General features: G+C 71.8%; 11 protein-coding genes and 1 tRNA gene. 5 read left to right on the top strand and 7 right to left on the bottom strand.

Translation table 11 applies throughout. The features are described from left to right. Positions 1–7 precede the first annotated feature (7 nt). Positions 8–80 (top strand) — tRNA-Ala (locus tag Q6348_RS03040). Positions 81–168: 88 nt separating this feature from the next. Here the strand turns inward: Q6348_RS03040 and Q6348_RS03035 are convergent. After that, positions 169–1,035, bottom strand: a complete 867-nt coding sequence (locus tag Q6348_RS03035; RefSeq protein ID WP_304599859.1) for a hypothetical protein — start codon at positions 1,033–1,035, stop codon at positions 169–171. Between the two features lie 200 nt (positions 1,036–1,235). After that, the gene (locus Q6348_RS03030; protein ID WP_304599858.1) at positions 1,236–2,420 is read right to left on the bottom strand and encodes a hypothetical protein; all 1,185 of its coding nucleotides are present in this window, start codon (positions 2,418–2,420) and stop codon (positions 1,236–1,238) included. 108 nt (positions 2,421–2,528) lie between these two features. On the opposite strand from Q6348_RS03030, the gene Q6348_RS03025 reads away from it, so the two are divergent. Then, on the top strand, positions 2,529–3,068 hold the full coding sequence (locus Q6348_RS03025) for a peptidylprolyl isomerase (RefSeq protein WP_304599857.1): 540 nt from the start codon (positions 2,529–2,531) through the stop codon (positions 3,066–3,068). A gap of 10 nt (positions 3,069–3,078) precedes the next feature. Then, positions 3,079–3,924, top strand: coding sequence for a rhomboid family intramembrane serine protease (locus tag Q6348_RS03020; RefSeq protein WP_304599856.1), 846 nt, complete (start codon positions 3,079–3,081; stop codon positions 3,922–3,924). Positions 3,925–4,461: 537 nt separating this feature from the next. Here Q6348_RS03020 and crgA read toward each other — a convergent pair. Continuing rightward, complete coding sequence (gene crgA, locus Q6348_RS03015) at positions 4,462–4,713, bottom strand: cell division protein CrgA (protein ID WP_304599855.1); 252 nt, start codon at positions 4,711–4,713, stop codon at positions 4,462–4,464. A gap of 137 nt (positions 4,714–4,850) precedes the next feature. On the opposite strand from crgA, the gene Q6348_RS03010 reads away from it, so the two are divergent. Both Q6348_RS03010 and Q6348_RS03005 read left to right on the top strand, forming a co-directional pair. Beyond that, the gene (locus tag Q6348_RS03010; protein WP_304599854.1) at positions 4,851–5,585 is read left to right on the top strand and encodes a DUF881 domain-containing protein; all 735 of its coding nucleotides are present in this window, start codon (positions 4,851–4,853) and stop codon (positions 5,583–5,585) included. Positions 5,586–5,626: 41 nt separating this feature from the next. Next, positions 5,627–6,283 (top strand): aminodeoxychorismate/anthranilate synthase component II, encoded by a 657-nt coding sequence (locus tag Q6348_RS03005; RefSeq protein WP_304599853.1) that lies wholly within the window; start codon positions 5,627–5,629, stop codon positions 6,281–6,283. Between the two features lie 98 nt (positions 6,284–6,381). Here Q6348_RS03005 and pknB read toward each other — a convergent pair whose 3' ends face one another. Genes pknB through Q6348_RS02985 form a run of 4 tightly spaced genes read right to left on the bottom strand, consistent with a single transcriptional unit; the run spans position 6,382 to position 12,729 of the window. Next, positions 6,382–8,403, bottom strand: coding sequence for a Stk1 family PASTA domain-containing Ser/Thr kinase (gene pknB, locus Q6348_RS03000; RefSeq protein WP_304599852.1), 2,022 nt, complete (start codon positions 8,401–8,403; stop codon positions 6,382–6,384). Between the two features lie 2 nt (positions 8,404–8,405). Then, entirely contained in the window at positions 8,406–9,818 is a 1,413-nt protein-coding gene (locus Q6348_RS02995; protein WP_304599851.1) for a serine/threonine-protein kinase, read from the bottom strand. Next, positions 9,815–11,278: a peptidoglycan D,D-transpeptidase FtsI family protein gene (locus Q6348_RS02990; RefSeq protein WP_304599850.1), complete on the bottom strand. Its 1,464-nt coding sequence runs from the start codon at positions 11,276–11,278 to the stop codon at positions 9,815–9,817. Before Q6348_RS02990 ends, Q6348_RS02995 begins: the two co-directional genes overlap by 4 nt. Beyond that, entirely contained in the window at positions 11,275–12,729 is a 1,455-nt protein-coding gene (locus tag Q6348_RS02985) for an FtsW/RodA/SpoVE family cell cycle protein (RefSeq protein WP_304599849.1), read from the bottom strand. Before Q6348_RS02985 ends, Q6348_RS02990 begins: the two co-directional genes overlap by 4 nt. Between the last annotated feature and the right edge of the window lie 16 nt (positions 12,730–12,745).

Below are 12,745 nucleotides of genomic sequence, written 5' to 3'. Positions count from 1 at the left end.
CCGCAGCGGGGCCATGGCGCAATTGGTAGCGCACCTGCTTTGCAAGCAGGGGGTTAGGGGTTCGAGTCCCCTTGGCTCCACCCGAGGCGGCGTCTCGCGACCAGCGAGCCGCCGCTCTTCCCGTGCCGTCAGGTGTCCCCCCACCGCTGGGTGAGCGCGGTCGAGACGTCAGCGGCCCGGTCCGTGGCCCCCATGGCTGCCGCCGCCGCGGCTACCGGCGACGGTGATGGACAACGAGACCGAGTGGTCCGTGTAGGAGCCCGCGTCGGTTCCTGTCAGGGTCACCGTGGGGACGGTGAAGGTGATGGTGTACTTCCCCTCATCGGTCACACGCAGGTTGTAGCCGTACACCACCGTGCCCGTCGCGTTGATCTCAGCGGTCGCCGGAGTCCCCTCCGGGACCACGAAGGTGCTGGTGCCCTCGTGCTGGACGCTGAACGTGACCCCGGCGTCGTACACCCGCTGCTGGGTGGCCGTGAAGGTGGTCGGGACGGCCGAGAAGCCGGTGTCGGCCGAGCCCGTCGCCAGAGTCCCGTACGGGGACTCGCGGTCGAGGGCGTTTGTGTTCAGCTTGACCACGCTGTAGCCCTCCAGGTCCGGCGCGGTGACGTCCGCGTTGTACAGACCGAGCTCGACCCGGATCGGGCTGTTGGTGGTCAGCGACGCGTCCCCGGTCAGGTTGGCGCCCCAGGCGGCCTTGGCGCTCGCCGAGGTTGCCGTGATGCACTGCGCCTGCCAGGCGTTGAGGCCTTGCACGTAGTAGTACGCGGCGGGATCGATCGGGTAGCCGGTCGAAGGCTCGCCCGTCGGCACGACGAGGTCACCGGCCGTTCCGGCGGGGCAGCTGACGTTGGTGAACCCGCCGCCGACCATGATCGTCGGCACCGACAGGTTGTTGCTGAGCGTGGTCTCCCCGCCCCCGTGGCCCTTGCCGGGTGGTGGCCCCTGTGCCGCCATGGCCCCGGTCACCGTCATGGCGAGCAGCGCCGCCGTGCCGGCGAACAACCCCAGTCCCCGCCTCAGAGATCTCCTCATCTCATCCTCCCCAGGACACGATCGGAGCCGTCGAGCCCTCGGGAAGCCCCGCAGGAATCCCACGGCCCCGTCTGGTGGTGCTGTCTTTCTGCATAGGCGGCCGCCGCGATGCCCACCAGTGCCGTTCCGCCCCCCACCGCGACGGCATGCGACGAGGGCCGGTCCCGGGGTACCCGGGACCGGCCCTCGTCGTGCGTCCGTCAGTCGCCGTCGGTCTTCTTCTGGACCTCGTCTGCGGCCTCGTCGATCTTCTGCTCGGCTGCCTCGGCGGCTTCCTCCGCCTCCTCCTGGGCCTTGCCCACGCCGCGGTCGGCGGCCCCGCGGGCCTTGTCCGTGGCGTCGTGTGCCGCGTGGCGGGCCTTCTCGGTCGCGTCCTGGGCCGCCTGGCGGGCCTTCTCCGTGGCACTGCGCGTACGGGCCACGGTCTCGCCGGCGCGCTCGCCGACGACCTCGGCGGCGTCCTCGAGCTCGTGACGCACGTCCGAGACCATGCCGCGGGCTTCTGCGGTGCGCTGCTTGATCCGCTCGGCCGGCTCGGCCGGCTCCCACGGCTGCTCCGCCCACGGGTCGCTGGCGGGCTTGCTCTTCTGCCAGGCGGCGACTGCGGCCCCGGCCGCGGCGATCCCGGTCACCGTCCAGAACACCTTCGCGAACCGGTGCGACTTCGGTGCCTTCGGCGGCTCCAGGTGGGCGACCTCGCTGAGCTTCCCGGTCGCCACGTCGCGGAACCGGTCCGCCTCCTCGGCGGCCGCCGCCATCGCCGTGCTCACCACCGCGGCCACGCGGGGCAGGACCTCGTCGACGAACCTGTCATGTGCGACGTCCACCAGGGGCACGGCCTTGCCTGCAGCGCGCTCGACGCGCGGACCGGCCTTCTCGGCCGCTTCCCGCAGCGCCTTCTCCACGCGCGGCGTGGCCCAGGCGACGGCGGCCTCGACGCGGGGGGACGCCCATTCGGCCGCGTTCTCGGCTGCCTCGGCCGCGTGCGCCGCGGCGTCCTTGGCTCGGGGTGCTGCCCACGCTGCCGCGTCCTTGGCTCGCGGGGTGGCCCACTCCACGGCGGTCTCCACCCGCGGGGTGGCCCAGTCCTTGGCGTGCTCGGCGGCGTCCTTGGCTCGGGGTGCTGCCCACGCTGCCGCGTCCTTGGCTCGCGGGGTGGCCCAGTCCTTGGCGTGCACTGCTGCCTCCTTGGCTCGGGGTGCTGCCCACTCGAGGGCGTCCTTGCTGCGGGGCGCCGCCCAGCGGCGGGCCTGGCAGGCCAGCTCGCCGGCGACGTGGGCCCCGTGCGCGGACGCGTCGGACAGGGCGGCTCCGATCTCGGCGACCTGGCCCTTGAGCCGCTCCGAGTCGAGCGGGGCAGCGGAGCGGCGGAAGCGTGCGAACATCTCGGCTCTCCTGTCGTCATGCGGTCCGGTCGCGCAGCGCCCAGACCTTTTCGACCATGCTGCCACCCCTGGCGTGGCCGTGCGCGGCCTCCGTGCAAGGATTGGGCCATGTTCGCCACCTTGCACACGTCCGCCGGAGACATCCGGGTCGAGCTCTACCCCAACCACGCGCCCAAGACCGTCCGGAACTTCGTCGGTCTGGCCACCGGGACCCAGGAGTGGACCGACCCCTCCACGGGTGAGACACGCACCGACCCGCTGTACTCCAACGTGATCTTCCACCGCGTGATCGACGGCTTCATGATCCAGGGTGGCGACCCGCTGGGGCAGGGCATCGGCGGCCCGGGCTACACGTTCGACGACGAGATCCACCCAGAGCTGCAGTTCTCCGAGCCCTACCTGCTGGCCATGGCCAACGCCGGGGTGCGGCGCGACCCGGTCACCGGGAAGGTCGGTGGCACCAACGGGTCGCAGTTCTTCATCACCGTCGTGAACACCCCGCACCTGAACGGCAAGCACACCATCTTCGGCAAGGTTGCCGACGACGAGAGCCGTGCCGTGGTCGACGCGATCGCCACCACACCCACCGGACGGCAGGACCGGCCGCTGTCGGACGTGGTGCTGCAGTCGGTCGACGTCGAGGAGTGACCGGCCCCCGATGACCCAGCCCACCGGACCGGGGCCCGGCGAGGTCCCGGTCTGCCCGCGCCACCCCGACCGGGTCTCCTACGTCCGGTGCCAGCGGTGCGGGCGTCCGGTGTGCCCGGAGTGCCAGCGCCCTGCGGCTGTCGGGGTGCACTGTGTCGACTGCGTGCGCGAGGCCGGTCAGCGCGCCCCGCAGGCCCGCACCGCGTTCGGGGCCCCGCTCCGGCAGGGCGCACCCGTGATCACGTACACCCTCATCGGGATCAATGTCGTGGTCTTCCTCCTGCAGCAGGCCCTGGGCATGGCGTGGACCTACCAGTGGGTCCTCGTGCCGGCACGGGCGGCCGGCGAGCCGTGGACGATGCTGACGTCGGCGTTCCTGCACGGCGGGCTGCTGCACATCGGCTTCAACATGTACGCCCTGTGGATCCTTGGGCAGTTCTTGGAGAACGCGCTTGGGCGATGGCGGTTCCTCACCGCGTACCTGGTCTCCGCGCTCGGCGGCAGCGTCGTGTACCTGGTCATGATCGACCCCGCGTCGCGGGCCTGGGGTGGCTGGGTCTACGGGGCCTCCGGCGCGGTGTTCGGGCTGTTCGGGATCATCCTCGTGGTGCTGCGCCGGCTCGGGCGGAGCGCCTCGGGGATCGTCGCGATCCTGGTGCTCAACGCGGTGCTCGGGTTCGTGATCCCGAACATCGCCTGGCAGGCGCACCTCGGCGGCCTGCTCACCGGTCTCGTCCTGGGGCTCGCGTACGCCTACGCTCCGAAGAACCTGCGAACCCTGGCCTCCGTGCTCGCACCCGTCGTCGTCGTCGCGGTGCTGGTGCTGCTCGTCACGACGAAGCTCGCGTCCGCCTAGGTCCGGGGCGCTCCGGTGCAGCTCAGCCGAGCACGTGCCGGGCGGTCCTGCCTCCAGCTGCCTCTGGTCCCTGCCCGCTCGCTGTGACCTCCCAGATCGCCATGTGGCGCATGCCTGGACGGTCCGGCCACGTGGCGAGGAAGTCGTGCTCGGCGCTGACCCCATCGTGGTCGCGACCGATCGCTCGCGTAGCTCGGTGAGCGCTTGCTCGCGGTCGTGCCGGCTCCTACCCCGCTCCGCAGTGCTCCATTGTCCCCAGGATTCCTCACAACTGTGGAATTACACCGCTGTAGTTATCCACAACCTTGTGCACCCCTGGGGAGAACAGGGTCGTCGATGGCGGTCGTCGTCCGGGTGGTGCACATCCAGGCCAGTGGTGCGCCTGCAGGTGCCCCCCTCGCGTGGATGTGCGCCGGTCGGCGGGGTGTGAGGGTGCGACAACTCGCGCCGGCGGGCGTAGACGGCGTCGGGTGCCGGCGCTGCGGAGCGTGCGAGCAGCCGACCGTCAGTGCCGCGCTGGGTTGAGGACGCTGGTCGTCAGCGCCAGCGGGTCGTCAGGATGAACCCGGCGATGATGAGCGCGAAGCCGATCGCGAGGTTCCAGTTCTGGAGGCCGGGAACCGGGAACTGGGCCCCGGAGAGGTACGTGACCACCACCCACAGCAAACCGAGCACGAGCAGGCCGACCATGACAGGGACGAGCCACCGTGGGTTGCCCTCCTGCTTGGCGCGCGGCGTGGCGGGCGGCGGTGTGTACGCCTTCTTCTTGCGCGACCTCGACTCGGGCACTGCTCCTCCTGTACTGCGGCGGCACTCAGGGCGACCTGAGGTTCGTCCATTAGCGTAGTGGGGTGCGCGACCGGCACCGCACGCGCACCGTCGGGACGGCCGCAGGCCGCGCACGCGAGAGCAGCCTCAGGAGAGCCATGACGCACCGGCACCGTCGATCCCCCGCGTGGAGCGTGGTGGGCATCGGCGGTGTGCTCGCGTTCGCCGGCTGGTTGTTCGCGGCCAACGCGCAGCTCCACGGCGGGACGGGTCGCGACAGCCGCGACCTGACCGGACTGGTGCAGGCGCAGCTCGACCGCGCGAAGATCGCCGACGGCGAGGTCTCCCAGCTGCGCGCCGAGGTGGACCAGCTGACCGACCAGCAGACCCACCAGAACCTGCCGCCCGACGCCGTGGGGGATGCGGACCTCGCCCGCGCGGCCGGCTGGACCGCCGTGCACGGCCCCGGCGTCGAGGTGAAGCTCAGCGATGCCCCCGCCGGAGCCGCCCGGCCGGACTGGGCCACCGACAACGACCTCGTCGTCCACCAGCAGGACGTGCAGGCCGTGATGAACGCGCTGTGGGCCGGCGGGGCGGAGGCCATGTCGCTGCAGGGTGAGCGGGTGATCTCGACCTCGGCCTTCCGGTGCGTCGGCAACGTCTTGTACCTCGAGGGTCGCGTGTACTCCCCACCCTTCGTCGTTCGTGCCATCGGCAACCCCGCCACGATGATGGCGGCGCTGGACGACGCGCCCGCCGTCCAGACCTACCGCGCCTACGTCGACACGGTCGGGCTGGGGTGGTCAGCCTCCAAGGAGGACGACATGCTCGTCCCCGGCTACGACGGTCCCGCCGAGCTGAGTTACGCCACGTCCGCGCCGACCGCCGGATGACGACCCGTGCCGCCGCGGCGGACCGAGCCACTGGAGCCGAGATGACCCGCATCCTCGTCATCGACAACTACGACTCGTTCGTCTACACGATCGTCGGGTACCTGAACCAGCTGGGCGCGCAGACCGTCGTGGTGCGCAACGACGCCGTCCCGTCGGCCGCCGAGCGGGCGGTGTTCGACGGTGTGCTGGTGTCCCCCGGACCCGGGACCCCGCGCGCCGCCGGTCGCTCGATGGAGGTGATCGCGGACTGCGCGGCGCAGGGCACGCCCATGCTCGGGGTGTGCCTGGGACACCAGGCGCTCGCCGAGGTGTTCGGCGCGACGGTCTCGCACGCTCCCGAGCTCATGCACGGCAAGACCAGCCTCATCGACCACGGGTCAACCGGCGTCCTGCACGGTCTCGCGCGTCCCTTCACCGCCACCCGCTACCACTCGCTGGCCGTGGAGGACGACACGGTCCCCGCCGAGCTGGTGGTCACCGCCCGCACCGTGCCGGTGCCCGGCGGGGTGCCGGAGGGCGTGATCATGGGGCTGCAGCACCGCGAGCTGCCGCTGCACGGCGTCCAGTTCCACCCGGAGTCGGTGCTCACCGAGGGTGGCCACCACCTGCTGGCGAACTGGCTCGAGACGTGCGGGCTCCCCGGCGCCGTGGAGCGCTCCGCGGACATGCATCCCCTGGTGCGCGACGGCGCACGCTGACGGAGCGCGCCCGACCCTTCCACCCCCGGACGTGCCGCCCCGGACGTGCCGACGGCGCGGGCCCGGTCGGGTCCGCGCCGTCGCGCGAGGAGTGTCGGTCAGCCGCCGCTTCCGCTGGTGGCGGTCGGCGACGAGGTCGAGCCGCCGGGCTTGGGTCCCTTCGAGGAGATCACCGTGACGGTGCTGCCCTCCTTGACCGTCGTGCCCGCAGCCGGGTCGGTGCGGATCACCTGGCCGGCCGGCACGGTGTCGCTGAACTCGTCCGGTCCTGGGGTGGCGTTGAGGTTCGCGCCGCCGAGCGCGGCCGCCGCCTCGGAGTACGTCATCCCGGAGGTGTCCGGCACCGTGGTGTCCGTCTGCGCCGGCGGGACGGCGTAGGTGAGCTCCACGGTCGAGTGCTGGTCCACCTTGCCCACGACGCTCTGGTCCACGACGATGCCCGGGTCGACCTGGTCGGTCTCCTGCTCGACGGTCTGGACCGTCAAGCCCAGGTCCTCGAGCTTCTTGGTCGCCACGTCCAGCGGAGTCTTGCCGTCACGGAAGTCGTCGACCGTGACCTGGCCGTTGGACAGGTAGACGGTCACCTCGGTGCTGGTGGGGTTGACCGAGTCCCCGGCGGCGGGGTCGGTCCGGGTCACCTTGTCCTTGGGGACGTCGGGACTGTCCTCCTCGGTGAACTTGTAGCCGTTGAACCCGTTGTCCTTCAGCCACTTCTCGGCCTGGGCCTGCGACCAGTTGGACATGTCGGTGATCTCGACGTCCGCCGCGCCGCTGGAGACGAAGACCTTCACCGTCGAGCCGTCCTCGACCTTGGTGTCCTTCTCGGGATCGGTCTTGATGACGAATCCCTTCTCCACGTCCAGGTTCGCCTGCTGGGTGATCTCCGGGACGAGCCCGACCTCCCGGATCTTCGCTTCGGCGTCGGCCTGCGCGAGCCCGACCACGTCGGGGACCGAGGCCGTGGTCGTGGCCGGCGGGCGCCCGCTGAGCAGGATCCACAGGATGCCGCCGATGGCCAGCAGGGCGACCGCGATGAGCAGCCACATGACCCAGCGCCGATCGGGTGGGTTGTCGTCTCGTGCGGGCACGTGGGCGGCCGTCACGGTGGCGCCGGTGGGACCCCATGCCGCGGTCGGCGGCAACGACGTCGGCGCCGGACCCACCGGTGGCGGTGTCATGACCTGGGTGGCCGCCGTGGGTGGCCCGGCATCGGGCATCGTGCCGGGCACGGGCGCCGGCATCACCGCGGGTGCGGACACCGGACCGCCGCGCAGCACCGACTCCAGGTCGTTGCGGAACTCGGAGGCGGAGCGGTACCGCTGGTCGCGGTCCTTGGCGAGCGCCTTGAGCGTGATCCGGTCCAACGTCTCGGGGACGTCGGAGGCGTAGGTGCTCGGCGGCTGCGGGTCCTCCCGGGCGTGCTGGTACGCCACGGCGACCGGCGAGTCACCGATGAACGGCGGCCGGCCCGTGAGGAGCTCGAAGAGCAGGCACCCGGTGGAGTAGAGGTCCGAGCGGGAGTCCACGGCCTCGCCGCGGGCCTGCTCCGGCGACAGGTACTGCGCGGTGCCGATCACGGCCTGCGTCTGGGTCATGGTGCCCGCGGAGTCCGCCATCGCCCGCGCGATGCCGAAGTCCATCACCTTGACCGCGCCGGTCGGGGTGAGCATGACGTTCGCGGGCTTGATGTCCCGGTGCACGATGCCGGCCCGGTGGGAGTACTCGAGCGCGGAGAGCACCCCGGCGGTGATCTCCACGGCCTCGTCGATCGGAACCGCGGCACCGTCGCGCAGGATGTCCCGCACGGTGTGACCCTCGACGTACTCCATGACGATGAACGGCACGTGGGCGATGCCGCCCCCGGCCTCGTTCACCACGTCCTCGCCTGTGTCGTACACCGCGACGACCGCGGGGTGGTTCAGGGACGCGGCCGCCTGCGCCTCGCGCCTGAAGCGGGCCTGGAAGGACGGGTCGCGTGCCAGGTCCGAGCGCAGGATCTTGATCGCGACCGTACGTCCCAGGCGGGTGTCGTGGCCGATGTGCACCTCGGCCATCCCGCCGCGCCCGATGAGCTCGCCGACCTCGTAGCGGCCGCCGAGGATCCGAGGTGCGTCGTCCACCACTACAGGTCCTTCGCTGTCGTCGTCTGTCCTGCTGCGGAATCGTCCCCCGGGATCATCCCATCCCGGGCCTGTGCTTCAGGTGAAGCGATGATCACGATCCGATGGTCCGCCGAGGCTCCGGACGGCCCCCAGATCCTATCCGCGACCATCGCGCCCAGTAGACCGAAGAGAAGCATGGCCAAGGCGAGCAGCACAGGCCCGGGGATCCCGGCCCAGCGTGTCCTCCTCAGATCCGTCCACCAGCGCGGCCCGGGCACGTCCCGCGCGGCGGCCGTGCCGTGGCGCGTCGCACCGGCGCCCTGACGGCCCGGGTCGCCGGGCCCGGATCGCGCGGGCGGCGTGAAGCGCGGCGGGGGCTCGCTCGGCGCCGGTGCCACGGCGTCGTCGATGCTGCGGCCCGGCACGACGGCCGGCTCCTGTCGCTGCGGGGCCGGTCGTGCCACGGGTACCGAGGGCGGCAGCGGCCTCAGCGGGGTCTCGAGCAGCCCTTCCTCGACCATCCGGTCGCTGACCAGGCCGTCGCTGGTCGGCTCGACCCGCCGCCGCCCGAGGGTCGCGTGCCGGCCCGTGACGAGCGGGACGCCGTCCGCGGGGGTGTTGTCCAGCATCGCGTCCAGCTGGCGTGCCAGGGCCGCGGCGGACCGCGGCCGTTGCTCGGGGCGCTTGGCGAGCATGCGTGAGACCAGGTCCGCCAAGGCCGGGTCGACGCTCTCGGGCAGAGGCGGGAGCGGCTCGTTGACGTGCGCGATCGCGATGTCGACCGCCGTGGGTCCGGTGAAGGGGCGGTGTCCGACCAGCGCCTCGTAGGCCACGATGCCCAGCGAGTAGATGTCGGACTCGGGCGTGGCGGCGCCGCCGGTGGCCTGTTCCGGGGACAGGTACTGGGCGGTGCCCATCACCATCCCGGACGCCGTCATCGGCACCTGGTCGCGCGCCGTGGAGATGCCGAAGTCGGTGATCTTCACGCGTCCGGTCCGGGACAGCAGGATGTTGCCCGGCTTGACGTCACGATGCACGACGCCCGCGGTGTGGGCGGCGTGCAGGGCCCTCGCGGTCTGCGCCAGGATCGGCAGGAGGCGGCGGTGCGGCAGGATCGGCTCGCGGTCCAGCAGGTCCGACATCGGCTCGCCGAGCACCAGCTCCATGACCAGGAATGCCGAACCGTCCTGCTCGCCATAGTCATAGAGCTGGGCGATGTTCTGGTGGGACAGCTGGGCGGCGTTGCGCGCCTCGGCCCGGAACCGCTCCAGGAACCCGGCATCGCCCGCGAACTCCTCGCGCAGCACCTTGACGGCGACGTCCCGGGCCAGCGAGAGGTCGTGGGCGACCCAGACCTCCCCCATGCCCCCCACGGCGATGCGGGAGGTGAGGCGGTAGCGCGCGCCCAGCGCGACGTCGACGTCGGGCTTCACGACCGGGCTCCCAACGCCGCCTGGATGACGGCCTTGGCGATCGGTGCCGCGATCCGGCCGCCGGTCGCCTCGTTGCCCAGGTCCCCGCCGTGCTCGACCACGACGGCGACGGCGACCGTCGGGTTGTCGGCGGGCGCGAAGGCGGTGAACCAGGCGTGCGGAGGCGCGTCGGACGTGGTCTGTGCGGTGCCCGTCTTGCCCGCGACCGCCACACCGGGGATCTGGGCCGCCGTCCCGGTCCCGGACTGCACGACCTCGGTCATCATCGCCGTCAGCTGCGCAGCGGTCCTGCTGGAGATCGCCCTGCCCAGGGAGTGCGGCTGGGTGGTGTCCACCACCGTGAGGTCCTGGTTGCGCACGGCCTTGACGAGGTAGGGGGCCATCCGCCGGCCGTCGTCGGCGATCGTGGCGGTGATCATCGCGACCTGCAGCGGGGTCACCCGCACGTCGTACTGCCCGATCGCGGACATCGCCGTCTGCGGTGGGTCGATCTGGCCGTCGGGGGGGAACCGGCTCTGCGTCACCCTCAGGGGGATCTGCAGCGGGGTGTCGAAGCCGAAGGCCTCGGCCTGCTTGCGCAGCGCGTCGGCACCCAGGTTGAGGCCGAGCTGCCCGAACGCCGTGTTGCAGGAGATCCGCAGTGCGTCGGCGAGGGTCTGCGCGCCGGTCGGGCTGCACGACTCGCCGCCGTAGTTGCCCAGCACCGCGGAGGACTGCGGCAGGGGCAGCTGGTCAGGAGCAGCGATCGGTGTGTCCGGGGTGAGGCCCGACTCCAGCGCCGCGGCGGCGGTCACGATCTTGAACGTCGAGCCGGGCGGGTAGGTGTCACCAGCGATCGCCCGGTTGACCAGGGGATGGGTGGGGTCGGCGTTCAGCGTGTCCCAGGCCTGGCGTACGGCAGCCGTGTCGTGCGAGGCGAGCTGGTTCGGGTCGTAGGACGGCTTGGAGACCATCGCGAGGATGGCCCCCGTTCGCGGGTCCAGCGCGACGACCGCTCCGGTCTGGCTGCCCAGCGCGTCCCACGCCGCCTTCTGCACGGCGGGGACGATGGTGAGCTCGACCGAGGCCCCCTCCGGCTGCTTCCCGGTGATCAGGTCGCGGACCCTCGAGTAGAACAGCGAGTCGGCCGTGCCGTTGAGCTCGGTGTTCATGGCCTTCTCGATGCCGCTGGCACCGTAGATCACCGAGAAGTACCCGGTGGCGGGGGCATAGGTCGGCCCGTCCGCGTACGAGCGCAGGTACCCGAACGAGTCGTCGACCGGGGTCGAGGAGGCCACCGCCTTGTCGCCGACCACGATCGGACCACGGGGGTGGTCGAACTCCCGGTACAGGGTGCGCACGTTCCGGTTGTCGTTGTTGAGGGCGGGGGCCTGGACGTACTGCACCCAGGTCGCACTGCCCATCAGGGCGACGAACATCACGATGACGACGGCGGCAAGGCGCCGCAGCGGAGTGTTCACGCGGCACCCCCGCGGACGGGCCCGACGTCGATGCGTTCGGTGGCCTGGTCGGCGTTGGCGGGCACCGTGCGGCTCCCCGCGTGCGGGGTCGGACCCGGGGGCTCCTCGGGTGCGGGAGCGGGCCGGCGCGCGGAGTCGGAGATGCGCAGCAGCAGCGCGATGATCACCCAGTTCGCGAGCAGGGACGAGCCGCCGTAGGCGAGGAACGGCATGGTCAGCCCGGTCAGCGGGATCAGCCGGGTCACGCCGCCGACCACCACGAAGCACTGGAGCGCGACCACCACGGCCATGCCGCCGGCGAACAGCTTGCCGAACCCGTCGCGTACCCCGACCGCGGTGCGCAGGCCGCGCTCGGTCATCACGAGGTACAGCACGAGGATCGCCAGGAGGCCGGTCAGCCCCAGCTCCTCTCCGATGGAGGAGACGATGAAGTCGGACTCGGCGAACGGCACGAGGTCCGGGCGACCCTGGCCCAGACCGGTGCCGAACAGGCCGCCGGAGGCCAGCCCGAAGAGACCGCGCACCAGCTGACCCGAGCCCCCGGGCGAGGCGTTGAACACTGCGGGGTCGAACGCGTGCAGCCAGGCGACGAAGCGGGCGTGCACGTGCCCGAGGCTCGTCGCCGCCACTGTCGCGCCGCCGGCGAACAGCAGCAGGCCGATCACGACCCAGCTCAGGCGCTCGGTGGCGAGGTACAGCATGGCGACGAAGAGGCCGAAGAACAGCAGCGACGTGCCCAGGTCGCGCTCGAACACCAGCACCGCGAGCGAGGCGAGCCAGGCCAGCAGGATCGGTCCGAGGTCCCGCACCCGCGGCAGCTGGAGGCCGAGCACCTTGGGCCCGGCCAGCGCGAGGGTGTCCCGGTTGGTCACCAGGTACCCGGCGAAGAACACCGCGAGGGCGATCTTGCCGACCTCCGCGGGTTGGAAGGAGCTGCCGAACAGACGGATCCAGATCCGCGCACCATTGATCTGCGTGCCGAGGCCTGGGACCAGGGGAAGCACCATGAGGGCCAGCGCCACGACCATCGCGGTGTAGGTGTAGCGTCGCAAGGTCCGGTGGTCGCGCAAGCCGATGAGGACGGCGGCGGCGAGCACCATGCCCAGCGCGGTCCAGCCGAGCTGACGGCCACCGAAGTCGGTGATGCGGTCGCGCGCCGCGTAGGCCAGATCGATCCGGTGGATCTCCGCCAGGCCCAGGCCGTTGAGCGCGACCGTGGCGGGCAGCAGCACCTGGTCCGCCCACGGCGCACGCCAGCGCAGCACCACGTGCAGGCCCAGGGCTAGGCCGACCAGCACGGCGGCGTGCCAGGGCAGCTCGGGTGGCAGGGCATCGGCCGTGGCGAGGCCGACGATGGCGTAGGCGCCCAGGCCCACCAGCAGGGCCAGGACCAGGAGCCACAGCTCGGTGCCGCGGCCCGGGCGCACCTGGTGGGCGGCCACGGTGGCCATCAGGCGGTCCCGGCTG

Origin of the sequence: Actinotalea lenta (genome assembly GCF_030586465.1) — a bacterium.
Taxonomy (GTDB): Bacteria; Actinomycetota; Actinomycetes; order Actinomycetales; family Cellulomonadaceae; genus Actinotalea; species Actinotalea lenta.
Note: the sequence above shows the minus strand (reverse complement) of the source record. Positions and strands in the feature narration are given on the sequence as shown.